This is a genomic window from Lactococcus nasutitermitis (assembly GCF_018403765.1).
In the GTDB taxonomy this organism is placed as follows: Bacteria; Bacillota; Bacilli; order Lactobacillales; family Streptococcaceae; genus Lactococcus; species Lactococcus nasutitermitis.
In genome coordinates this window covers 136,120-158,604 of record NZ_BOVQ01000004.1, presented here as the reverse complement: position 1 = coordinate 158,604, position 22,485 = coordinate 136,120, and the positions used below count along the sequence as shown (strand labels likewise).

23 protein-coding genes are annotated in these 22,485 nt (G+C 36.1%); 20 read left to right on the top strand and 3 right to left on the bottom strand.

Features of this window, described 5'->3' with window-relative positions; genetic code table 11:
- The 12 genes from KJS36_RS05120 to KJS36_RS05065 all read left to right on the top strand — a co-directional run bounded on the left by KJS36_RS05120 (position 1) and on the right by KJS36_RS05065 (position 13,129).
- Positions 1-456: a DUF4176 domain-containing protein gene (locus tag KJS36_RS05120; RefSeq protein ID WP_213535004.1), complete on the top strand. Its 456-nt coding sequence runs from the start codon at positions 1-3 to the stop codon at positions 454-456.
- Between the two features lie 11 nt (positions 457-467).
- Positions 468-746 (top strand): hypothetical protein, encoded by a 279-nt coding sequence (locus KJS36_RS05115; protein WP_213535002.1) that lies wholly within the window; start codon positions 468-470, stop codon positions 744-746.
- Positions 746-1,102, top strand: a complete 357-nt coding sequence (locus KJS36_RS05110) for a hypothetical protein (RefSeq protein ID WP_213535000.1) — start codon at positions 746-748, stop codon at positions 1,100-1,102. Before KJS36_RS05115 ends, KJS36_RS05110 begins: the two co-directional genes overlap by 1 nt.
- On the top strand, positions 1,093-2,343 hold the full coding sequence (locus KJS36_RS05105) for a hypothetical protein (protein ID WP_213534999.1): 1,251 nt from the start codon (positions 1,093-1,095) through the stop codon (positions 2,341-2,343). The genes KJS36_RS05110 and KJS36_RS05105 overlap by 10 nt, the downstream gene beginning before the upstream one ends.
- A gap of 9 nt (positions 2,344-2,352) precedes the next feature.
- Positions 2,353-3,021, top strand: coding sequence for a hypothetical protein (locus KJS36_RS05100; protein ID WP_213534997.1), 669 nt, complete (start codon positions 2,353-2,355; stop codon positions 3,019-3,021).
- The gene (locus tag KJS36_RS05095) at positions 3,014-3,319 is read left to right on the top strand and encodes a DUF4176 domain-containing protein (protein WP_213534995.1); all 306 of its coding nucleotides are present in this window, start codon (positions 3,014-3,016) and stop codon (positions 3,317-3,319) included. Before KJS36_RS05100 ends, KJS36_RS05095 begins: the two co-directional genes overlap by 8 nt.
- A gap of 162 nt (positions 3,320-3,481) precedes the next feature.
- Positions 3,482-6,268, top strand: a complete 2,787-nt coding sequence (esaA, locus tag KJS36_RS05090; RefSeq protein ID WP_213534992.1) for a type VII secretion protein EsaA — start codon at positions 3,482-3,484, stop codon at positions 6,266-6,268.
- Positions 6,269-6,749: 481 nt separating this feature from the next.
- Positions 6,750-8,432: a SpaH/EbpB family LPXTG-anchored major pilin gene (locus KJS36_RS05085; protein ID WP_213534990.1), complete on the top strand. Its 1,683-nt coding sequence runs from the start codon at positions 6,750-6,752 to the stop codon at positions 8,430-8,432.
- Between the two features lie 46 nt (positions 8,433-8,478).
- Positions 8,479-9,366 (top strand): class C sortase, encoded by an 888-nt coding sequence (locus KJS36_RS05080; RefSeq protein WP_244842689.1) that lies wholly within the window; start codon positions 8,479-8,481, stop codon positions 9,364-9,366.
- A gap of 37 nt (positions 9,367-9,403) precedes the next feature.
- Positions 9,404-10,111, top strand: coding sequence for an LPXTG cell wall anchor domain-containing protein (locus KJS36_RS05075; RefSeq protein WP_213534986.1), 708 nt, complete (start codon positions 9,404-9,406; stop codon positions 10,109-10,111).
- Positions 10,089-12,437, top strand: a complete 2,349-nt coding sequence (locus KJS36_RS05070; RefSeq protein ID WP_213534984.1) for a lectin-like domain-containing protein — start codon at positions 10,089-10,091, stop codon at positions 12,435-12,437. The genes KJS36_RS05075 and KJS36_RS05070 overlap by 23 nt, the downstream gene beginning before the upstream one ends.
- 107 nt (positions 12,438-12,544) lie before the next feature.
- Positions 12,545-13,129 (top strand): hypothetical protein, encoded by a 585-nt coding sequence (locus KJS36_RS05065; protein ID WP_213534981.1) that lies wholly within the window; start codon positions 12,545-12,547, stop codon positions 13,127-13,129.
- Positions 13,130-13,258: 129 nt separating this feature from the next.
- Here the strand turns inward: KJS36_RS05065 and KJS36_RS05060 are convergent, their stop codons facing one another.
- Both KJS36_RS05060 and KJS36_RS05055 read right to left on the bottom strand, forming a co-directional pair.
- On the bottom strand, positions 13,259-13,414 hold the full coding sequence (locus KJS36_RS05060; RefSeq protein ID WP_213534979.1) for a hypothetical protein: 156 nt from the start codon (positions 13,412-13,414) through the stop codon (positions 13,259-13,261).
- Positions 13,415-13,520: 106 nt separating this feature from the next.
- Entirely contained in the window at positions 13,521-14,057 is a 537-nt protein-coding gene (locus tag KJS36_RS05055) for a TetR/AcrR family transcriptional regulator (RefSeq protein WP_213534977.1), read from the bottom strand.
- A gap of 131 nt (positions 14,058-14,188) precedes the next feature.
- On the opposite strand from KJS36_RS05055, the gene KJS36_RS05050 reads away from it, so the two are divergent.
- Positions 14,189-16,549, top strand: a complete 2,361-nt coding sequence (locus KJS36_RS05050) for a YhgE/Pip domain-containing protein (RefSeq protein WP_213534975.1) — start codon at positions 14,189-14,191, stop codon at positions 16,547-16,549.
- A 58-nt stretch (positions 16,550-16,607) separates the two neighbouring features.
- Here the strand turns inward: KJS36_RS05050 and KJS36_RS05045 are convergent, their stop codons facing one another.
- Complete coding sequence (locus tag KJS36_RS05045) at positions 16,608-17,462, bottom strand: MetQ/NlpA family ABC transporter substrate-binding protein (protein WP_213534973.1); 855 nt, start codon at positions 17,460-17,462, stop codon at positions 16,608-16,610.
- 170 nt (positions 17,463-17,632) lie between these two features.
- On the opposite strand from KJS36_RS05045, the gene KJS36_RS05040 reads away from it, so the two are divergent.
- The 7 genes from KJS36_RS05040 to KJS36_RS05015 all read left to right on the top strand — a co-directional run bounded on the left by KJS36_RS05040 (position 17,633) and on the right by KJS36_RS05015 (position 22,474).
- Positions 17,633-17,968, top strand: coding sequence for a metal-sulfur cluster assembly factor (locus KJS36_RS05040; RefSeq protein ID WP_213534971.1), 336 nt, complete (start codon positions 17,633-17,635; stop codon positions 17,966-17,968).
- A gap of 185 nt (positions 17,969-18,153) precedes the next feature.
- A complete protein-coding gene (gene liaF / locus KJS36_RS05035) occupies positions 18,154-18,789 on the top strand; it encodes a cell wall-active antibiotics response protein LiaF (RefSeq protein WP_213534969.1) in 636 nt (211 codons plus the stop codon).
- A gap of 69 nt (positions 18,790-18,858) precedes the next feature.
- The gene (locus KJS36_RS05030; RefSeq protein ID WP_213534967.1) at positions 18,859-19,830 is read left to right on the top strand and encodes a sensor histidine kinase; all 972 of its coding nucleotides are present in this window, start codon (positions 18,859-18,861) and stop codon (positions 19,828-19,830) included.
- Entirely contained in the window at positions 19,817-20,446 is a 630-nt protein-coding gene (locus KJS36_RS05025) for a response regulator (protein WP_213534964.1), read from the top strand. The genes KJS36_RS05030 and KJS36_RS05025 overlap by 14 nt, the downstream gene beginning before the upstream one ends.
- A gap of 57 nt (positions 20,447-20,503) precedes the next feature.
- The gene (locus tag KJS36_RS10810) at positions 20,504-21,307 is read left to right on the top strand and encodes a Cof-type HAD-IIB family hydrolase (protein ID WP_244842682.1); all 804 of its coding nucleotides are present in this window, start codon (positions 20,504-20,506) and stop codon (positions 21,305-21,307) included.
- A gap of 75 nt (positions 21,308-21,382) precedes the next feature.
- On the top strand, positions 21,383-21,973 hold the full coding sequence (locus tag KJS36_RS10805; RefSeq protein ID WP_244842680.1) for a peptidylprolyl isomerase: 591 nt from the start codon (positions 21,383-21,385) through the stop codon (positions 21,971-21,973).
- Positions 21,974-22,474: a S1 RNA-binding domain-containing protein gene (locus KJS36_RS05015; protein WP_213534962.1), complete on the top strand. Its 501-nt coding sequence runs from the start codon at positions 21,974-21,976 to the stop codon at positions 22,472-22,474.
- Positions 22,475-22,485 lie beyond the last annotated feature (11 nt).

Sequence of the window (22,485 nt, the reverse complement as noted above, 5' to 3'; positions counted from 1 at the left end):
GTGAGCGAAGAAAATGAAAAAAAACTCAAATTTTTAGGTTTAGGAACGATGGTTGAAGTTGAAAATACGGCAGCTCTTCCAGATACGAAATATGTTGTTATTGCTCGTGCGGTTGGAAAGAATAGAGAGGGAGAGACTATATTAAGATACCGTTTGGCTCCTCATCCTTTTGGAGATGTATCAGCGAATCAAGGAGACATTCTCACGGTTGAGGAGTCTGAAATTACTAATACTTATGTAGAGGGCTATCGTGACAAAAAAGACGATGATTTTCTTGATGACATGATGAAGCAAATGACAGGAGCTTTAAAAGAAGTAAAAACAACAGAAAAAGCTGTTATTCCTATCAAAGATGTAGAAGTCAAAGAGAAAATTTTGGTAGTAGAACAACATTTTGATATAAATAAGGAACAAGAAATGTTAAAACAAGATCCATTTTATAAATTTAGAAAATAAGGAGGTTAATAATGGCAACGGCGGTTAAATCAAATTTGGGCGATGCTCAGAATGCAGTTTCAAAATTTAAAGAAAGTGGAACTACAGGACAAAAATATTCATTGGGTGAAAGTAATATTTCAGGGATGAAGCGAGCAGCGAAGCTTTCTAATGAAATTATTGGTGATTTATCTAAACTTGAGTCAGGAATCAAAACACAAGCAGACAAGTTTCCAAAACTTGCAGCAGTAATGGAAGAACGAGACAAAAAAGATGCCAGCAATTTATCGCAGATGAATTGGGGATTTTAATGCCAAAAGATAAAAATGCAGATAAACGGTTTGAATATAATCTTAAAATTTCAGAAAAAGAGCGCGAAACGGAAGAATTACAACTTGAAGAGAGACAAACAGTCCAGACGTTTGAAAATTTTGAAGAAATAATGATGCAAAGTTTTCGAGAAATTCAAGAAATTGAAGCTGACATTAACAAGCGCAGTCATATCCAAAATGCTTTTAGCGAAACAGAACAAAAAAAGAGATATTTCTCACAGCTTATTTCCAATCAAAAAGAAGAACTATCTCAGGAGTACAAAAAGAAAAAACAAATGCTTGAAGATGAGCGAGAAACGCTTGAGAAAGAGAGGGACAATCTAGCATGGGACTAATCTATGATCCATCAGATTCAGAAGCGCTAATAAGTGCAATGCAAACAAATATTGCTACAGGGAAAGAAATGGTAAGTGGCATGAAAGGAGCTAGTCAACATTTAACTTCTGCACTAAATGGGCATACGCTCTCAGGCGCAACTTATACGGCAGGAAATGGAATGTTCACAGAACTTGTCATACCTACAATTTCAAAAGCTGCTTCAGCGCTTACTAATCTTAATTCACAATTGAGTAAATATAAAAGTGCATCAAATGCAGCTGGTGGAGAGCTTTTAGATGAAGATAAGCTTAATCAACAACTTCAAGCCTTACAAGTTCAACAAGCAGCGTTGGGAACACAAATCAACCTTTTAGGATTATTAATGTCAGCCCATAGTGATGATAGTGATAATAAAGCTCTAAACACTATGTACACAAATTTTCAGCAACAAAATAAAAATCAACTGAAGACAACGGAAGCAGATATACAAAAGGTTCAGGATAAACTAAAAAGATTGCATACTTTTAATACTAGTGTGAGTTCGTTGTTTACTGATAATGTAGATGAATTTAAGATTATATTACAGGATATAGTATTATTGAGCGCTATAGTTATCAATAATAAAACAGGTGAATACACTTTACCTAAAGGAGTTGATAAATCTTGGTTCAAGAATCTTCATAGTAGTAAAAAGGATGCAGAGATTTTAGATAAAATGAGTCATTCTGCAAATGATGGAGGTTATGTTTCTGCTGGTTATGTGGGTGTAAGAGAGGGATTAGCATGGTGGACAAAGCATAAAAATAATACAGGATGGAAGTCATCGGTATCTACTAGAAGTTCAAAATCTGGTTTTAAAACAATTAAACAGGTAAATGGTGATGTTAATCGTTTTAAGTCTGTAAAAGGAGCTAAAAATGTAGATGAGGTTTTAAGTGGAACTGGAAAAATAAGTGATGGTTTAAAAGGAGTAGGTGCTTTAGGTGGTGCTGGAGCAGTACTTGATGGCGTTTCAACTTACGAATCTCGTAAAGATAAATATGGAACAGAGAGTGCTATAGTTGATGGAACAGTTCATACTGCTACTGCAGTTGGCTCTATATATGCAGGTGCCGCTATTGGAACAGCAATTCCTATTCCAGTTGTTGGTACTGTTGCAGGAGCTGTAGGAGGATATGTTGTAGGTGGTGTTGCCAATACTCTTTATGATGGATTTGCACATGGGACTTGGAATTTAGATAATTTTAAGCTTTGGTAAGGGTGGCAAATGATGAAAAGAATAATATATATTGGTGAGGCTGATGGGAATGCGATATATTTTGATACAAAAAAACAAATACCACTAAAAGCTCCCAAAAGTAAGATGTTAAATACAAAAAAAAATAATAATAGTTCACGAAATATTATTATAATCTTAGGGATAATATTATTGTTAGGGAGTTTGGGTTCAATTATAACTATCAGACCGAATATTCTTTCAGGTAAGTATACTATTGATACTTTTATTTTACTAGTACTATTGTGGGGAATTGAATTTTTATTTTTGAGTTTTTTAGTGTATAGAGCTTTATATAAAAACCAAAATAAACTGTCTTTTGCGAATAGTAAGGAATTTGGTTATGCTATTCGTAATAATAATTATTGGAATATTTTCAGTAATAAAAAAGTGACTTTTTGGAAAAAAGCTGGTATGTTTCTTCTTACAGTAGCATTTATCGGTCTTACTATATCTATAGTTCCTATAGCATACGCTATTAATGAACAAAGCCAATTTCTGGGTAAAGCAATAGGAAGTGAAATTATAGGTATTAGTTTTTTAGGAATAATGCCTTTTGTCTGTGTGCTTTTTCTGTGGATAAACAATCCTGTACGTTGGTTAAATGTTGTCGAAAAATATCAAAAAAGAAAAATAGAATATGGAGTTAAAAATGAATAAAGAAATTTTACCTTTAGGTAGTGTTGTGACATTGAAACATGGAGATGGTTCAGTTTTGATGATTATTGCTAGGGCTAGTGTTGTGAAAGAAAACGAAGAAGAAGTTTATTATGATTATGGCTCTGTACTAATCCCTTTAGGAATGGCTCGACCTGAAGTAGTTTATTTCTTTAATAAAGAAAATGTAGAGGAAGTACTTTTTAAAGGATTTGAAAATGAGGATGAAAAAGAATTTGCACAACAATATGATGAAATGATTGCTCGTTCTAAATTTTCTAAAGGAAGTGTAGAGAAATAAAATGACAATTATAGGTTTGAATTTGGATAGAAGTCTTTATCAAGTATAGATTCCACAAGAAGGTAGAAGCAACCTAATTATAAAGAATATGCGAAGAAGTATTTATCAAATCAATAAAAAGTATTTTAGTTGCAGTGGTTATACTTAGGATAGGAAAAAACAATGATTTATAATAAAAATTTAAAGAAAATAAGAATAATTACGATTACTTTGTTGACGGTGGTTCTGCTGGCTTTGGTGGGGACTTTTGTCTTTTTGAGTTTACGTGATAATGCTAGTAGTAAGGGGCAGAATAAAAAACCAACCATTGCGCTTGTCAATGAGGATGAAACTGCGAGTTTTAATAAGCAAAATTATAATTTTGGTAAAAATTTTGTGAATTTGGTATCTAATGATAGTAAATATAATTGGCAGGTAGTACCACGAGCTGTAGCAAATAAAGCTTATGATGATAAGTCTGTGGATGCTGTCATTTATATTCCTCAGTCATTTTCCAAAGATATCCTGACTTTGCAAGATATAGACCCGACGAAAGCGGAATTGGACTATAAAGTTGCAAATAATCAGTCTGCTTTGTCAAATCAGATGTTACAGAATAAGATTGTAAATATTCTTTATGATTTTAATCAAAATATTGTTAAGATGTATTATGCAAGTGTTGCAGGTAATGTTGCTCAAGCTCAACTGAATATGAATAATGTGGTTGGAAGTCAGGGAAGTTTGTTAAATCAATTAAGTAATACTATTTATACGCCTTTTCAAACGACGAATCAGAACTATTCCACAGTTATTTCATCTGCTGATGCTTTAAAAGGTGTGAATAGTTCTTGGATAGAGGCGCAAAATTCATTTACTACAGCGACAGTTGGTTTGTTAAAAAATACGAGTCAAACTTTTAATGAACAGCTGCCGGATTTGACAACTTATTTTAACACGCAAAAGAAGATTGCTGATATCAATTTGCAAAATGCGAATGCTGGTATTACGGACCAAGCAGGGAGTGATGCGACATTTTATAAGGGACTTTCTGATACTGCTTATAATGATAGCTTAAAAGAACTTGGTGATTTTTCTAATCCTGACACGGGAACTTATGCGAAGCTCCAAAATCAAATCTCACAATATAATGATTTAATTTCAAATGTAAAAAATCATTTAGATACACAGTCTCAAGCTTTGGAGGAGAAAGAATCAGAATTGCAAGACTTAGAGAATCAGCTGTATTTACAATTTTTTAATCAAACATTAGATGTTAGAAATACTCCTGATAGTAGTCTTGAGTCTTATCAAAATTCGGATAATGCGCGTGCTGCGCTGGCTCAACTTGTACATTCATCTTTTGAACAAAAACCTATGTTGCCAAATAGTTATCCTAATCAAATTGCTGATTTATTAAGTTCTATTTCGGTTGGCCAAGCAAATTATGCAAGCTTGTTTGAAGCGTTGGGAAAAAATTCTCCACAATCTTTGAGTACCACTAGTATTGATAAATATAATAATGAACTTACTTTGTTGCAGAATTATGCCAGTGCGTTTGATTTGCCAACGGGAACGGTGAATTTTGAAGATGCTCCTACTACTAATGACCAAACTGGTGAGAAAACTTTAACAATCACGGTTCCTGCGGGACAATCATATACGCTTAACTATTCAACTACAAACGCAACAGTAACACTTTTATCATCAACGATTGTTAGTCCTTCTAATGCGTCGGAAACAGATATAACAACTTTGCCAAATAGTATCATATTAAACAATCCTTCAACTAGAACAGTTACAAATGCTGACGGTTCAACGACAATCGTACCTAATGCGACGCCAGAAACATTTAAACTTGATTTCCAGATAGACTTTAATTTAATTCCTAATATTACACCGGTAGATGCAACAGTTAATTTTTCTTGGACCAATCCTAGCAATCAGGAAGTGGGGCAAAGCACATATACTTTTTTGCCAGTGAGTGAATTAAGTGCTTATGCAGGAGGAGCAAAGTTTGATACAATCACAAGTATTTTAAATAAAATTGATACAGCAGCCTCTTTGATTAACTTTATTTATGGGGCGCCAGGTTCGGATTATCAATCATTAGAAAATTATACGGCAGTAAGCGAGTTTGAAGCTAATAAAGAATCTGTTTATAATATGTACAATAATGTGGATATGAATGATATTTCTATTCGTTTGAGTGATACAGATGTTAATAATTACATGGACTTAGGAAATAGTAATATTGAAAAAGTTGCTGATGCTGTGAAAACAGTGCAGTCAAGTATTTCTGTTATGACTAACGATAGTGCGAAGTTAGATAAAAATATGCCAGCGAATTATTTTACAGAGTCTGAACAAAATTTGCAGGCTTGGTATAAACAAATAACAGCAACGATTGATAATGACCATGCAGCTTGGAAGAAGAATAAGACAATTTTGCTTGCGGAAAATCCTTGGAAAGATTATTCTTCGACAAATAAGGCGCTTTACTATGATAAAGATGATAGTGATGGTCTTTATAAGACTATTTCTGGCTTGGTCAGCTCGACAAGTAAAGCAGCGACAGATACACAAAAGAGTTCACAACTGATTAAGGATAATTCAAAAGATTTTGATCAGTTGGTAGCAAATGTGACACAAACTCAAAAATCGGCGCAAACAGTGATTAAAAACACTAATGATATGATTGGAAATACGAATAGTGATTTGAAGAAGAGTAAGGATTATTCTACAAACTTTTCTACTGTACTTTCTAATACGCGAGCTACAGGCGCAAATCCTAACAATATCTTCAATTTCTTTGCAAAACCTTTAACTACAAAAAATGTAACACCTAAAGTGGCTACTGTTACTAGTAAGAAGTTTGATGTGAGGTGGTTGCTTGTGTTTACTTCAGGGCTTCTGATTGGTGTGCTTGGTATGTTTGTTTCTAGGAGAATTCCTAGGAAAAAGAGTGAATAAATATTAGTAAGATATAAAAGCACTTTCTGTAAGAGACGCTTTAAATAAAATCCAAAATAAAAAGATATTCAAATATGGATATCTTTTTATTTACTATTTATCATAAAATAAATATAAATGAATAAGTATATACGAAAAACCTAAGATTTTCGTATAAAAATAACTTTTTAATACATAGTTAGAGTTATTTGAATTCAAAGTGTGATTGCTATATTAATAGTATGACACAGTTAAGATAAAATGTCAATAGTTTTACTAAATATATTTATGTTTTTGAAACAAATGTAAGACAGATGACTAACTATTAGCTGTAAAAGTGGTATTTCTAGGGAGGTTTAAATAAAAATGTGCTATAAAATCTTGCTAGGATATATTAGAAAAGTATTCCGAAAAACTTAGGTTTTTCGGAATGTTTTTTTGAATTGATATGTGCATTGCTTGTAACACGTCGTTAATAATTTATTTTAAAGGAGAAGTAGATATGACAAATTCTACATTCAAAACACTCAATCGCAAACTTTCACTGGCTACAGTATCCCTTTTAACGGTTACCACCCTAGGAAGTTCAATTTTAGCAGTATCTGCTGATACATCCGGTTCGCCAGATACTGCGACCCCACGTTCCTTGGTTATTCATGCGAATGCAGGTGCTAATACCACTCCTCCAACAGAAAACTTGGATGGAACAGATAACACAGATATGGATAATATTGATCCAATGAGTAATGTGACATTTAGTTATACTCAAATTGAGCCATTGGCTGGTCAGTCCGCCACAACCATGAATCCAAACGATTCAAATACTTATGTTGTTGTTGAAGGAGGAAAAACAGGAACATTAACAACAGACGAAACAGGAACAGCTACCGCTGATTTGGGTACAACAAATGGTTACTATCTTGTGCAACAAGTAACGCAAGGTGGTGGGATTACAGCTATGGATAATTTTATTGCTCAAGTTCCAATGAACGGCGGTGGGACATCTACGGATGGAGAATGGAACTACAATGTGAATGTCTATCCTAAATTGGATATGGATAAGGAAAGTGGTTCAGATAAAACGCTTGGTTTAGGAACTTCTAGTGCAGATGGTTCTTATAAGCAACAAAGTATTTTTGCAGGTCAAGATGTAACGTGGAATCTTGTCCAAGGCTTCCCAGAATCTATGCGTTCTGAAAATCCTGATAATACTTATAATTATGGAAGTCTTTCATTAACAGATCAATTAAGTGAGGATTTAACTTATAAATCAATCAGTTTTAGTATGGCACTTCAAGATACAACAGATAATTCGATTAGTAACCTTACAGATTTAACCTTGACTGAAGGAACGGATTATACTTTGACAGGGACTTCTGGAGCTGGCAGTAAGGTTGTTCTTACATTAACGAATGTAGGGATTGATAAAATTATGGCAGCTTATCCTACGGTAGGAGATAATCAAAAAGCAGTCTTTGTTACGAATTTGACAACAACGGTTTCATCTGATTATAAATATGGACAGATAGGAAATAGCTACCTACCAGATGTTGAAAATGCTTATGGAACAGACTTAACACCAGGGGAAAATCCATCTAATCCAGAAGGTAATCCTAATAATCCAGAAGATAACACACCAGGCAATACGCCAGACGTTTATCTTGGGGCCGTTAGTATTGCGAAAGTAGATTCAACATCTGGTACAGCTCTTGCAGGAGCTACTTTTGCCATTGCTATTGATGAAGACCATGCAAAAAATGGAGATTATATCCAAAAAGATACAACAACAGGAATGCTTTATCCAGATAAAGCGGCTGTGCCAGAAGGTGTCACCACAGAAGATTATACTGAAACGACTTCTGCAACGGGTGCTGCTACTTTTGGCGGGCTGGAATTAACAGATCCTGGAACAGATGAAGCAGGGGATGCAAAAACTACAGCGAAAGATTATTATCTCGTGGAAACAGCTGCGCCAGAAGGCTACGATGTTGCCCCTACGCCGTTCAAAGTAACAGCTACTTATGATAATTCAGCAACTGCTAATATTGATAACAATCTTGACGGGGATTCAATCCACCTTCCATTTACTGGCGGACAGGGCATGATTGGTTTGGTTGTTGTTGCAGGGGTTGCTGCAAGTGCTTCTCTTGTTATTCGTCGTCGTAAAGCCAATAAGGCAGAATAAGAAAAAGTGACATTCAGCGTCACTTTTCATGAAAGGAGCGTCCTCAATGAAAAATAAAAGAAAAAAACGTTCCTTTCGTGATTTTCTTAGTCCTATGTTTGCGATAATAGCCCTTGGTATCTTGTTTTATCCTATCGTAGCTAATCTTCTCGTTTCTCACAAAACTTCAGAAGTGGTTTCTACTTTTACAACGAAACGTTCTCAGCTTTCACAAGGTGAAATCAGTCAACAGCTTCAACTGGCAAAGGAATATAACACTTATATCTATGATATGAGTCAAAAGATTTCTTATAATAAATCTATTCCTAATTATGATAAAGCATTGAAGATTGATGCTTCTGGAATGATAGGTTATGTGAGTATTCCACAAATAAAGGTTTCGGATATTCCTATTTATCATGGTGATTCTGAAAGAACATTGTCTGTGGGAATTGGTCATTTACCTCAAACGAGTTTACCGATTGGTGGAAAAAATACCCATGCTGTTCTTTCAGCACATTCGGGGCGAGCGAATAATACCTTGTTTACCAATCTTGATAAGCTAAAAATTGGAGATGTCTTCTATGTGACGACCTTGAATTTGAAGTTGAAGTATAAGATTACTCAAACCAAGGTGGTATTACCTGAAGATGTGTCATCTTTAGGTATTCATAAAGGGAAAGATGAAGTGACTTTGGTAACCTGTTACCCTACAGGAATTAATGACCATCGTCTCTTAGTGACTGGGAAACGTATTCCTTACACAGAGCAGACACCAACTGAGAAAATTCAAAGAAATCAATATGGTTATAATTTTTGGATTATCCTGCTTTCCATAGTTCTTGCTCTGATAGCAAGTGCTTATATGGGTTACCAGTGGATAAACTATCAAAAAAGAAAGAAGGAAAAGAAAGGAAAGGAGGCAGAATCAATTATAGAAAATGATGAAAAATAAAACAAAATTTATACTCTCCCTTTTGATACTTAGCATCATGGGATTAGGATTTAAAGTGCAAGCACAAGGGCAATTAGGTTCGACACATACACAAGAATTGATTATTGTGAAATATGGTTTGAATGCGACTTCGAGTAGTTTTAGTCAAGAGCAGACGATAAATACTGGTGAGAAGATTAATAATCTCCCAGTAGATAATCAAGGGAATGAACTTTCACCAATGGGAGGCATAGAGTACGAGATTCAGAAACTTTCTCCTACTGGCGATGGGGATGCGATTCAGTTATCAAATCCTTCGAGTTATCAAACTGTTGGTGATGTTATGACAGTTGTTACAGGAAGTGATGGAATTGCTCAGAGTGTGTTGCAAGATGGTTTTTATAGTGTGAAAGAAGTGGCTAATCCATCTGTTCATCTTTCGCACCCAGCAGCCACTATTTTATTAAGATTGCCTGTTGTCAATGGAAGTAAGGATGGCTATTTGGATAAGGTTTATATCTATCCTAAATCAAGTATTGATCCCTCACATAGTAAGGCGGTAACTCCTGCTAAGAAGGTGCCTCAATCAGAGAATAATAAAGCATCTGTGAAAAAAACAGTCGTGAAAAAAGGGAATAATGTTCTTCCCAAAACAGGAGAGATGACGAGCATGAGCTTAGGATTATTAGGTGCTTTCATTATTTTTGGAGCGCTAATGACTAAAAAAAGAAAGGGGGAAAGTAATGAGAGTAAAGCGAATAAATAAGAGAAGAACTATCAAGAAATTTTTCCCTCGTCTTTTCACTACTTTAAGCGTGATGGTACTTACTGTGGGTTCAACTACCAGTGGTATTAATAATGCGCTTCCTGATAATTTAAAAGTAATAACAGCTCATGCCGCGGCTACACCTACTATAACTGTGACACCAAGAAACTTTTTGAACTATTTTCAACTTGCAGGAACAGCGACTTATTTCTCTGATATGTTTCTTCACACTGATGGTACAGTTACTAACACAAATCTTGGCGCAAGTGATACTTCAGTAGGTCTTCTTACTCTTACAACAGCACTTAATAATCAGGCGGGAATTGCTACGATGAAAAATCAATTTGATATGTCGGGCGATTGGGTTATTAATGGTTACCTAAATATAGGACATTTGAATGGTGCGGATGGTGTAGGATTTGGATGGACGACAGCATTGCCTGGTAAAGTAGGAGATAAAGGTGGGGAATTAGGAATTGGTAGTTTGCCTGGTACATTTGGCTGGGGAGCAGATACTTACTGGAACCCTGATGCTATTGTTGGGAAAGTGACTTCGACTAATCCAAATACTTGGAGTATAGGAGATACTAACCCTGTTCCTTCTGGGAATGGTGGTCCTTATGGAAATGCTGGATGGATGTTTTCAAGTCCGACGCATAGCTACTATAAAACAATGTATAACGGAACGGATTCTCCACAAAAAGATATTCAAGCATTAGAAGATGATAAATTTCACCCTATTACGTTTGGCTACACTGCATCAACTGGTCTTGTAAATGTCAATTATGCAGGGCTTTTATGGTCAATTCCTATTACAACACTTGAACAGATGGCTGGAGTTTCCTCAGCTTCTACAGTACTTTCATTCTTTATATCTGCAAGCACTGGAGGTTATTTTAATAATCAACAATTCGCATTGACATCTATGTCGTTTGTTCCTGCACAGGGAACGTTAAATGTTAATTATGTAGATACAGATGGAAATACGATCGCTCCTTCAACAACCCAGTCAGGAAATGCAGGCTCAAATTATAGTACAAATCCCCTAAATCCTATTCCTACGGGCTATGTGTTAGATCATGTTACAAGTACTGATTCTAGTGCTAGTATTAATGCAGATGAAACCACAACGGGTAATTTTTTGGTAAATGGGACAACGGTTACTTATGTTTATAAAAAAATTATTCCAGCGACAGTGACATATATAGATGATGTGACTGGGAAAACATTAAGTGTGGATGATTTTACTAATATTAGTAATTCTAACTATAGTACAAGTAATTCGATTTCTGCCTATGAAGGTCAAGGTTATCAGGTGGTTTCAGATGGTACAGTAGGAGTATCTAATCTTTTTGCAGATACGACGGGTGCAAATAATAATTATGTTGTTCATTTGACTCACACATACTCTACTGTCAATCTCCATACAACAAAGGAAACGATTCATTATCTTGCGGATAGTGATAAAACAACGGTTTTAGCTCCGAACTATAATGCTTCAATTTCTTTTGTTTCTGTTAAAGATAATGTGACACAAACTACGATTGGTAGTTATTATATTCCTAGTAATGTTACAGATTCCAATGATATTGCATTGGATAATACGGGGAAAGTAACTACAGAGGGATGGCTACCAGTACAGGCTGGAGAGACGGCAACTTTTGATGCTGTAACGAATCCAGAAGTAGAACATATGAAAGTTGTTTCAACGGATGACCCAAATCAAGCAACGCCTCCAGATTTGACTCGGGTGATGGCACAAACAATTCAGCGTTCTAATCAGGCGGATTTATCTATCAATGTTTATTATGCACCTTTAACTCATATAGTGGAGCAATCTAAAACGATTACTCGCAATATCACTTATGTGGATGCGAATGATCATAATATTGTTTTAGGAACAGCAGAAACTCAAAAAGTTACTTTTACAGCTCATGCTGTTGAAGATGATAAGGGGACTGTTCTAGGATATGATACGGATGGTGATGGCGCAGTAGATGTTCCTGCAAATGAAGATGGAACAGTTCCTGGAGCAGCGTGGGGAGCTGATACAAACTCTCAAGGGAATTTTAGTGCAGTGTTTTCTCCTGATTATTCTGCTAAGGGGTATGGCGCACCTTCACAAGAGAGTGTTCCAGAATTAGCTGCGGATAAGACATTGGCAGATGGGACAGATATCGAAGTAGTTGTTAGCTATCCTTATAATGGTCAAAATATTAAATTGCCTTTCACAGGTGGTTCAGGTCTGATAGGCTTAGTTGCTGGAGTGAGTGTAGCTCTAGGATTATCTATTGGTACTTATAGACGTCAAAGGAAGAAACACTAATACTTTTGTTCCATATTAGGTCAGGTCAGTAAATTGACTTGACCAGTTTTAGTATTTGTATAATCTCTACTTATACAAATACTAAAACTGGTCAAGAAAGGGAAAAAATGAAAAAAGTAACTTATAAGAAGAAGGAATATCCTTCATATGCGGCATTAGCTCGTGCATTTAATTTAAGTAGTACTCAAACAATGAAACGGTTGGAAATGGGAATTCCTTTGGAAGCAATAAGAAATACAGGAACAAAAGCACGTCCTATAATCTATCAAGGAAAGTATTATCCTTCTAGGAAAGCATTGGCGGATGTGATGGGTTTGAGTCCATCTAATTTAAATCGGCGTTTAAAACGAGAGATTCCTTTGGAAAATCCGTTGAGAAAGCACGTTCATTTAAAAAGAGGTGTAGAAATACAGTATGCTGGGAAAGTTTATGCTTCAAAGACTGTTTGTGCGAAAGCATATGGTATTAGTCTTTCACAATTATGTGAACGATTGGCAAAGGGAATTCCGTTAGAAAGTCCGAATATGCGTGGGAAACGAGGTGTTCTTGCAATTACTTATGAGGGGAAAACGTTTGAAAGTAAGACGGCTTTGGCAAAATATCTTGATATCACTCTTTCTACTCTTACACGGCGTGTAAAGAGGGGAGAAATAAATATAGAAACGATTAGTTTGGAAAATGCGAAAGAGTAAGTGGGAAAAGATTTTATTAAACAATTTTTTAGGCATAAGGTTTATTTTGAATAATAAAAAAGTATCTACTCGCATATCAAGTAGATACTTTTATTGTGAGGGATAATTACCCATTGTTTTTGCTCTCCTTTAAGCGAGTGCTTCTAAATTTTTTACAGCATCTTCAATCGTCTCTCCTGAACCACAAATAGTGGGGTTACTAACGAGATAGACTTTGAAGATGTTTTGTGAAATATCTAGTGTGACAGTGTACTTAAACAATTTGTTTTTACTGATAAATGTCATAATACAATCTCCTTTCTCTTGAGTTGACGAAAGGCTTATCACGAAATTCCTTATAAAAATTGTAACACAATGGACGTGTGATAGCAAAAGAAACAGCTTATATAAATTAAATAATCAGTTTTAGAAGCATTTCTGTGAGTTGTTCGGGAGTTTCTTTTTTATTGCGTCGAATCCAAAGTTGAGTAATTCCGAAAACTGCGTTAGAAAAATAGGCGGAAATATAGATTTTTTCTAGTTTGTTGAAAGTTTTGTGAGTGAGGTTTTGTGGTACAAAAGAGCTTTCTAGTAAATCTTTGAGTTTGTAAAGGAAAAACTGATGGATTTCTTTGCTGCCATTTTCGGAAAGAAGTGCGGCATAAATTTCGTTACGATTGAGAAATTGGTAGGTTTCAAGCAGTGTGGCGCGAAGATTTCCGTTATTTTTTTCAAAGACGTATTGAATGGTTTCAAAAAGTGTTTGTTGATAAGCTTCAATCATATCGTATTTATCTTGATAGTGGGTGTAAAAGCCACTACGACTGACTTTTGCGACTTTGACGAGTTCAGTTGTTGAAATTTGGTCAAAGGACTTTTCTTGCAAAAGCTGAATCATGGCATTGCGTAATTGTGTTTTGGTGCGGTCTTTTCGATTATCTGTTGACATATTTTTTATTCCTTAGACAAATTTATACAGATTGTCCAAAATCCAGTTCGGAATAAGTGACAATTCTTATAAATGCGATATAATACTATTATAACATTTTTAGACGAAATGTCTATAAAATTGGAGGTAATATGTTAAAAAAAGAATGGCAAGCAATTTTAAAACATAAATTTTTCTTGGTTATTATGGTTGTTCTTGCGTTGGTACCAGCGCTTTATAACTGGATTTTTCTAAGTTCAATGTGGAATCCTTATGGACATTTGCAAGATTTACCAGTTGCTGTGGTGAATTTGGACAAATCGTCTGAATTATCCGGTGGAAAATTGAATTTGGGAAAAGATGTGGTGAAGGAAATGAAATCTGGGAAAGAATTAGATTATCATTTTGTATCAAAGGAGAAAGCAGCTAAGGGAATGAAAAATGGCGATTATTATGTCGTTGTCACATTTCCAAAGAATTTTTCGTCTCATGCGGCAAGTCTGATGAGTTCTTCTCCTAAACAGGTTACTTTAAATTATCAGACGTCACAAGGTCATAATTATATTTCATCAAAAATGGGTGAGAGTGCTATGGCGAAGCTAGAAGCAGAAGTTTCAAAGAATATTACCGAAAAATATACGCAAGCGATTTTTGACAATATGTCCACTTTGAAATCTGGTATGAATCAGGCTTCTGATGGTGCTGATAAACTTTCTGACGGAAGTTCAACGGCTTTGACAGGCTCAAAAACTCTCTCAGAAAATTTGACAAAACTGTCAAAATCGACAGTGACATTTTCTGATGGTGCAAAAGACTTAAATGTTGGTGTTGATAAGTATTTATCGGCTGTAACACAGGTACAAACAGGAGCTGTGCAGCTAGCTAATGGTTCCAATCAATTTTCAGCGGCAACGGAACAACTGGCAGCAGGAACACAAACTTTAACGGATAAGTCGAAAGATATTTCGGACGGTCTGTCTAAATTCTCTGAAACAAATGATGCTGCTCAAAAATTACAAACAGCGAGTCAACAACTTTTGGATGGTTTGACAACATTGTCAGCCAAGACGACATTATCAGCAAGTCAAAAATCCAATATTGCAACTCTTCAATCAAACTTGACTCAGCTCAATCAAAGTATTCAAGATGGGACAAAAAATACAGATTTATCAACGGATTTGACGAAGCAACTGAACAATGTTTCTAGTAATTTGAAAGACCTTAGTTCTCAACAGGCAGAAGCAGTAATGAAGTTGGATTTGACAGCGGCGCAAAAAACAGAAGTATTGAATGCTTTGCAACAATCTTCTAGTCAAAATCTACAATCTGTACAAACAAGCTTAAATGCGGTCGCAGCAGATTTGACAACATTACAAGCTCAAACGCAAACTCTGGCGACAGCTGCCAATCAAGTGCTTCCAGGAGCAAATGAAGCTTTGACAACTCTGTCAAATGGTATGAACCAAGTAAATACAGCTATGACAGGGCAAGTGCTTCCTGGTATGAATCAACTGAATACTGGTTTAACAAGTTTCCATAGTGTGTTGCAAACGGGGACAAGTCAGCTTGATACAGGATTTGGACAATTTAGTCAGGCGCTCAATCAAGCAAATTCAGGTGCACAACAATTAGCTCAAAAATCTGAAACACTTAAGACTGGTTCAAATCAGCTTGCGACAGGGTTAACACAACTTCAAGGAAATAATGGCACTTTGACACAGGGAAGCAATCAGTTAGCGCAAGGCGCAAGTCAGCTTGCTTCAGGAAGTAAAGAACTCTCTGCAGGCGGAAATTCTCTGGAAAATGGTTTAAGCACAATAAATACAGGAGCCAATCATCTTGCCGGTGCATTGACAGGAGCAAAAAATGGATTATCTGCTACTAATACAGCGAAAATCAATGCAGATAGTATTGCGAGACCTTTGAAAGTGAGCCATACAGATAGAGATAATACAGCAAATAATGGTGTGGGTATGGCGCCTTATATGATTGCTGTGGCACTCTTTGTCGGGGCAATATCGACGAATATCATGTTGGGAACGAGTCTCTCACACAAACAATGGAAAAATGGACGTGATTTCATTCTGGCAAAAATCGGTACAAATGGTGTGATTGCTGTGGGACAAGCGCTCATTGTTACTGGAGCAGTTTATGCACTCGGTTTACGAGCAAACTATGGTTGGGGAATGCTTTTTGGCACAATTTTAATTAGTCTTTCCTTTATGGCACTTGTGACTTTCCTCAATATGTGGCTGGGTAAAGTCGGTGCCTTTGTCTCGCTTGTTTTATTGATTGTACAGTTGGCAGCATCAGCTGGGACTTATCCGCTCCAACTTACGGCTAAAGTCTTCCAAGTTATCAATCCTTGGATACCAATGACTTATGCTATTCGCCTTTTACGTCAAGTGATTTCACTTCAGGGAAATGTCGGAATTTATGTGCTGATTTTAGGAATGATAACAATTATCTTTACCGCAGGATTAGGTTTATTTGGTAAAAAAGTTTCTATCTAATTGAACTAGAAAATAGAAAAATGAGAATTTCATCAAGAAATTCTCATTTTTTTATTGTTTATTTTAGATTTAAATTCCAAGCGGGGATTTCGCCACCATCAGGATATTCTTTTTTGATAATTTCTGATACGTTTTTTTGTTCGTAAGCTTTGACGACTTCTTTATAAAGTTTCTTATTTTTATCTTTTTTTCTTGCGGCAATAAAGTTAATCCATTGAGCGGAATCTTTATTTAGTGGTTCTTTATAAATAGAATCTTTTTCAGGTATTTTTGCTGAAATAGCAAAATTATAATTGATGACTGCAGCGTCTATTGAGGTTAAAGTTCTAGGGATTTGAGAAGCGTCAACTTCTTTGATGGTCAATTTTTTAGGATTGCTTGTGATATCTTTGATTGTTGATAAAGCACCGTTACTTTTATCTAGTTTGATTAAACCTGCATTTTTTAAAACATAGAGGGCGCGACTTTCGTTGGAAGCATCATTTGGAATGGCAATCGTTGCGCTATCAGGAATTTCACTGACTTTCTTATATTTGAAGGAATAAAGATGAATGGGTGTGATAATCGTATCACCAATAGAAACAATATCTCCATGATTTGCCTTATTCCATGAGGAGAGATAAGCATAATGTTGAAAAGCATTCAGGTCAATTTCGCCAGATGTTAGGGCTTTATTTGGCTCGTCGCCATCTGTGAAATTGATAAATTTCAAGTTGATGTGATATTCTTTTTTTGCATTAGCTTTCACTTGCTTCCAAATAGCGTCTTCTTGCTTTCCACCAGGCATCAAACCTAGCTTTACAGTGTTTTTGGCTTCTTTTGTGCTTCTTGATTTTTCAATAAAAACACTAGCAACAATGATAAAAATGACGATAAAAATTCCTATTAAAATTTTCTTGTTTCTTTCGCTCATAATCTTCTCCTTTTTTATATAAGTTTATCATCTTGGCTTGTCGCTGAACTTTAAAATTATAAAAATTCGTGATTGCCTTTTTCTAATACTTTGAACTTAAAAGATGTTATTTTTCAAGAATTTTGATATAATCAAATTGTCAAAGAAATTTTACATAAAGGAATAAAGTCATGGCAGAAGATAAATACAGTGTAGAAGAAGTTGAAGCAATTAAAAATAAAATATTGGAAGCTCTTGAAAATGTGATTGACCCGGAACTAGGAATTGATATTATCAACCTTGGACTTGTTTACGAAATCAGTTTTGAAGATAGCGGAGTGACTGAAATCAAGATGACCTTGACAACAATGGGCTGTCCGTTGGCTGACCTTTTGACAGAACAAATTCATGATGCGTTGAGAGATATTGCCGAAGTAACTGAGATTAAGGTTAATCTTGTCTGGTATCCTGCTTGGACAGTTGATAAAATGAGCCGATATGCTCGGATTGCGCTTGGTATTCGATAAAAAATTTTTTGACAGGGTGAGAATAAATTCTCTAGCCCCTACGGCAGTTCTGTCAAAAATAAAAAAAGCCGTTTGACAAAGATTTTTATGGTAAAAAAGTGAAAATGAGTTTTGACAGCTTTGTCAAAAAAATAATCAGTCTTTAGGCTGATTATTTTCTTATCAAAATTTGATAAAATGGAGTTATGAATAGACGATTAAGAGTTATACTTATTATAGAAGCACTTATCATTTTTGGTTTGTTGTTTCACATGGCGCGCAGTCCACATTTCCTTGTGATGCTCGTTTTATCTATCGTTTTCAGTCTTTTGGCGAGTCGTCTGCGTTCAGGATTTTTCCGCGTGATAAGTACAGTTTTGTGGGCAATCACGGTGATTATTCTGGTGACAGCAGGTTGGTTCTGGCTGGCGATTATTTTCCCAATCATCACAGTGATTGTTTTTTGGAAAAATCACCCACGTGAGATGCAAGGAAATCCAAGTTCGGTTTTCTTTGGACATCAGACGGAAAATCCTGAAACGAGGATTAACAAGAATAATGGCAATGATATTATCGACCTTGATGATATCAGTTTTAAAGCAACTGGCAACAGCTTATCTATAAAGAAAGCAACAGGAAATACGAAAATTATTGTGCCTGATGATGTCGCAGTTGTGCTTGATGTCACGACAAATACTGGCATTGTCAAAATTTTCGATGAAGCAGCAAAAATCAATGCAGGAAATATCCGTTATTTCAGCGAAAATGCTGAAAGTATGACGAAACGTATTCGGATTATGATACGGGTAGAAACAGGAAATATCGAAGTTGTACGCGGTTAAATACAGACATAAAATTTAGGCAGGAAAATTTCTGGCTAAATTTTTGTGAGAAATGAGCAGGAAAATTTTATGAAAAAATCAATCTTAACCACATTTACGGCAGTTTTTCTGATTATTGTTGTCGTTGATGTGTTGCAACTTTTGATAACGAATACGACTCCGATGACTGGCATGATGAATCAGGTGAGCAATAATCTCTATTATCTCTGGATTTTTCTGTCTGTCGCGGGTGTTTTGGCGCTGGTTTTCACGATTTTCAATTATGTAGAAAATGCGAAAATTAAACAAGAATTTACAGAAGATGTGAAGCGTTTGGAGCAAAATCAGCAACCTGCAAATCCTGAATTGCAGATTGTCCATGAAAAAATCATGAATATGTCCAATGAACTTCAAGAATTGTCCAAGCAAAAATCGGTGGATAAGGCTGAAATCATTGAAACAGAGCGCAAGAGAATTTCGCGGGAATTGCACGATTCAGTGAGTCAGGAACTTTTTGCGGCAACGATGATTTTATCCTCGGTCACAACGGCAAATAATCTTTCAGAAGAACAAGTCATGACACAAACAACGCTTGTTTTGAAAGTCCTGCATGAAGCGCAAAATGAAATGCGCGCCCTGCTTTTACACTTGCGTCCTGTGGAATTAGATGGGAAATCATTGGTTCAAGGTTTAACAGCATTAACAGACGAATTGAGTGCAAAAATCTCAGCAAATATCAATATCAAACTGAGTGATATCAGTGCTTCAAGTAATATTGAGGATAATCTTTTTCGGACAGCACAAGAAATTCTAAGCAATACTTTGCGTCATTCGCAAGCGGACAATATTGATGTGTCTTTAAACGAAAAATATGGTAATATTATACTTAGAATAGCAGATGACGGTGTCGGTTTTGATACAAGCGATGAAAAATCGGCGAGTTATGGGCTGGCAAATATCAAAGAACGCGCGCTGTTACTTGGTGGAGATGCAAAAGTTGTTTCTGCGCCAAATCAAGGCACGATTGTCGAAGTAAGGATACCGAAAATTGAACAAAATTAAACTTTTGATTGTAGATGATCATCAGATGGTTCGGCTTGGATTGTCAAGTTTTATGGGCATTCAGCCAGATATCGAGGTGGTTGGCGAAGCTTCAGATGGAGAATCTGGTTTTTTGAAGGCAGAAGCGCTGAAGCCTGATGTGATTTTGATGGACTTAGTGATGGATAGGCTAGATGGCATTGGCTCGACACAGAAGATTTTGGCGCGTGACCCTGAGCAGAAAATCTTGATTTTAACAAGTTTTATTGATGATGAGAAGGTTTTTCCAGCACTTGCTGCGGGAGCGAAAGGTTATATCTTAAAGACGTCACAGGCGGCAGAAATTGCGAATGCTGTGCGTAAAGTAGCTGCTGGTGAGGACGTATTGTCTGAGGCGGTTAAGGAAAAGATTGCCCAGCAAAAACATCGCAGGCATGAACTTTATGATGATTTGTCAAAACGTGAACTGGAAGTCTTAAAGGTGCTTGCGACAGGTTTGAGTAATCAGGATATTGCTGATAAACTTTATATTAGTCTGAAAACAGTGAAAACGCATGTTTCCAATATTTTTACAAAGTTAGAAGTATCCGACCGCACGCAGGCGACGATTTACGCGATTCAACACGGCTTGGTTTAAGTAGGAAAAATACGAAAATCTGCGCCGAAAATATGGAATTTATGATATAATATAGCAATGGAAAATTTAGTAAAAAAGGCAGAAAAAATCAAGATTATCTTTTTTGATATTGATGATACACTGCGCGTGAAAAATACGGCTTTTATGCCGGAAAGTATCAATGAAGTTTTCGCTAAACTCCGTGAAAAAGGAATTATGACAGGAATTGCCACAGGACGCAATCTTTACGGCGTTGTGCCAGAAGTGCTTGCACTTGAACCTGATTATTTTGTGACAATCAATGGTGCGTATGTTGAAAATCAGGCACATGATGTGATTTATAAACATCCCTTTGCGACTGATTTGGTTGAGGAGATTATGACTTGGCTCAAGAGCGTTCATAGCGAATTTGCCTTTGTTGGAAGTGACCAGTTGCGCGTGTCCAAATGGGATAAAGTGGCTGAGGATGCGATTGCTCCTGTTTATGCGGAGTTGCTTGCCGATGAGAGTTATTATCAGACACATGATGTTTTTCAGATGTTGACGATTTCTGACCATGATGACAAGATTGCTTTACCGGAAAATCTGGCGCAAAAAATTCGGATGGTACGTTGGCACCCAAATAGTTCAGATATTGTTCCGATGACAGGCTCAAAAGCGGAAGGTTGCAAGCAAGTGCTTGATGTTCTTGGATTGACGGCGGAAAATATGATGAATTTTGGTGATGAACTCAATGACCGCGAGCTGTTTGACCTTGCTGGCTTGTCTGTTGCTATGAAAATTTCGCACCCAGAAATCCTTGAAAAAGCTGATTATGTCACGGACACAGTTGAAAATGACGGGATTTTAAAAGCTTTGCAAGTTTTACAGATGATTGATTGAGAAAAATTTTTTGACAGGGTACAACTTTACATTTTGACAGAATTGTCAAAAATAAATTTAGAAGGAAATATAAAAATGACTTATCCACAAATAGATATTACAAACGCAGTAGGTACAACGGCTGTTATCAAGACTAATCACGGAAATATGACAGTCAAATTGCTCGATGAACTTGCACCAAAAACAGTGAAAAATTTTGTTGAGTTGAGCAAACAAGGCTATTATGACGGAGTTATTTTCCACAGAATTATCAAAGATTTCATGATTCAAGGTGGTGACCCAACAGGTACTGGAATGGGCGGCAGCTCAATTTACGGCGATAAATTTGAAGATGAATTTTCTATGGATGCATTCAACCTGCGTGGTGCTTTATCTATGGCAAATGCTGGCCCAAATACGAACGGCAGCCAATTTTTCATTGTTCAAAATAAAAATTTGCCTTACTCAAAGGATGCGCTCGTTGATGGTGGCTGGCCAGAAGAAGTTGCGGAAGTTTATACAAATGGCGGAACGCCACATCTTGACGGACGTCACACCGTTTTTGGACAGCTTGTTGATGACGAAAGTTTTGCTGTGCTTGACGAGATTGCCAATGTGAAAGTCGGTGTTCAAGACAAGCCAGTTGATGATGTCATCATCGAAAATATTGAAATTATTGAAAAATAAATGGATATGAAACAAATGAAAATCGGTGATATTGTTGAAGTAGAAGTCATTGGAATGCAGGATTACGGGGCTTTTGTCAAACTTATCATCCCAGAAACTGCTGACAATTCTGTCAAAAAGTCTAAAACGGGCGAAAAAGTTTTTGACAGTTCTGTCAAAAATCTTAAAAATGAAAAATCAAGTCTGTCAGAAGAAAATGAGGAACAAAAAGGACTCATTCACATCTCAGAAATCCAGTCAGGCTTCATCAAAAGCATTCATGAACTTGTCACGATTGGTCAACGAATGAAAGCACAGATTATCGACCTTGACGAATACAATGGCAAAGTCAGCCTTTCCATTCGTAGTTTAGAAGAAAATCCACAAATTCACCATTATTATCGCAAAAAACATTTTACAGATACACGAGACAAAATTGGTTTTGCGAGCTTAGCAAAAGAGCTTCCAGACTGGATTGTTGAAGGCGAAACTTATCTTGCTCAGCATCAAAAAAATAACTAAAGTGAGGAAAG

Excerpts from the sequence above, each read along its gene's own strand:
- KJS36_RS05115 (WP_213535002.1), top strand. The coding sequence starts at position 468 with ATGGCAACGGCGGTTAAATCAAATTTGGGCGATGCTCAGAATGCAGTT.
- KJS36_RS05110 (WP_213535000.1), top strand. The coding sequence starts at position 746 with ATGCCAAAAGATAAAAATGCAGATAAACGGTTTGAATATAATCTTAAA.
- KJS36_RS05105 (WP_213534999.1), top strand. The coding sequence starts at position 1,093 with ATGGGACTAATCTATGATCCATCAGATTCAGAAGCGCTAATAAGTGCA.
- KJS36_RS05100 (WP_213534997.1), top strand. The coding sequence starts at position 2,353 with ATGATGAAAAGAATAATATATATTGGTGAGGCTGATGGGAATGCGATA.
- KJS36_RS05095 (WP_213534995.1), top strand. The coding sequence starts at position 3,014 with ATGAATAAAGAAATTTTACCTTTAGGTAGTGTTGTGACATTGAAACAT.
- esaA (WP_213534992.1), top strand. The coding sequence starts at position 3,482 with ATGATTTATAATAAAAATTTAAAGAAAATAAGAATAATTACGATTACT.
- KJS36_RS05085 (WP_213534990.1), top strand. The coding sequence starts at position 6,750 with ATGACAAATTCTACATTCAAAACACTCAATCGCAAACTTTCACTGGCT.
- KJS36_RS05080 (WP_244842689.1), top strand. The coding sequence starts at position 8,479 with ATGAAAAATAAAAGAAAAAAACGTTCCTTTCGTGATTTTCTTAGTCCT.
- KJS36_RS05075 (WP_213534986.1), top strand. The coding sequence starts at position 9,404 with ATGGGATTAGGATTTAAAGTGCAAGCACAAGGGCAATTAGGTTCGACA.
- KJS36_RS05070 (WP_213534984.1), top strand. The coding sequence starts at position 10,089 with ATGAGAGTAAAGCGAATAAATAAGAGAAGAACTATCAAGAAATTTTTC.
- KJS36_RS05065 (WP_213534981.1), top strand. The coding sequence starts at position 12,545 with ATGAAAAAAGTAACTTATAAGAAGAAGGAATATCCTTCATATGCGGCA.
- KJS36_RS05060 (WP_213534979.1), bottom strand. The coding sequence starts at position 13,414 with ATGACATTTATCAGTAAAAACAAATTGTTTAAGTACACTGTCACACTA.
- KJS36_RS05055 (WP_213534977.1), bottom strand. The coding sequence starts at position 14,057 with ATGTCAACAGATAATCGAAAAGACCGCACCAAAACACAATTACGCAAT.
- KJS36_RS05050 (WP_213534975.1), top strand. The coding sequence starts at position 14,189 with ATGTTAAAAAAAGAATGGCAAGCAATTTTAAAACATAAATTTTTCTTG.
- KJS36_RS05045 (WP_213534973.1), bottom strand. The coding sequence starts at position 17,462 with ATGAGCGAAAGAAACAAGAAAATTTTAATAGGAATTTTTATCGTCATT.
- KJS36_RS05040 (WP_213534971.1), top strand. The coding sequence starts at position 17,633 with ATGGCAGAAGATAAATACAGTGTAGAAGAAGTTGAAGCAATTAAAAAT.
- liaF (WP_213534969.1), top strand. The coding sequence starts at position 18,154 with ATGAATAGACGATTAAGAGTTATACTTATTATAGAAGCACTTATCATT.
- KJS36_RS05030 (WP_213534967.1), top strand. The coding sequence starts at position 18,859 with ATGAAAAAATCAATCTTAACCACATTTACGGCAGTTTTTCTGATTATT.
- KJS36_RS10810 (WP_244842682.1), top strand. The coding sequence starts at position 20,504 with ATGGAAAATTTAGTAAAAAAGGCAGAAAAAATCAAGATTATCTTTTTT.
- KJS36_RS10805 (WP_244842680.1), top strand. The coding sequence starts at position 21,383 with ATGACTTATCCACAAATAGATATTACAAACGCAGTAGGTACAACGGCT.
- KJS36_RS05015 (WP_213534962.1), top strand. The coding sequence starts at position 21,974 with ATGGATATGAAACAAATGAAAATCGGTGATATTGTTGAAGTAGAAGTC.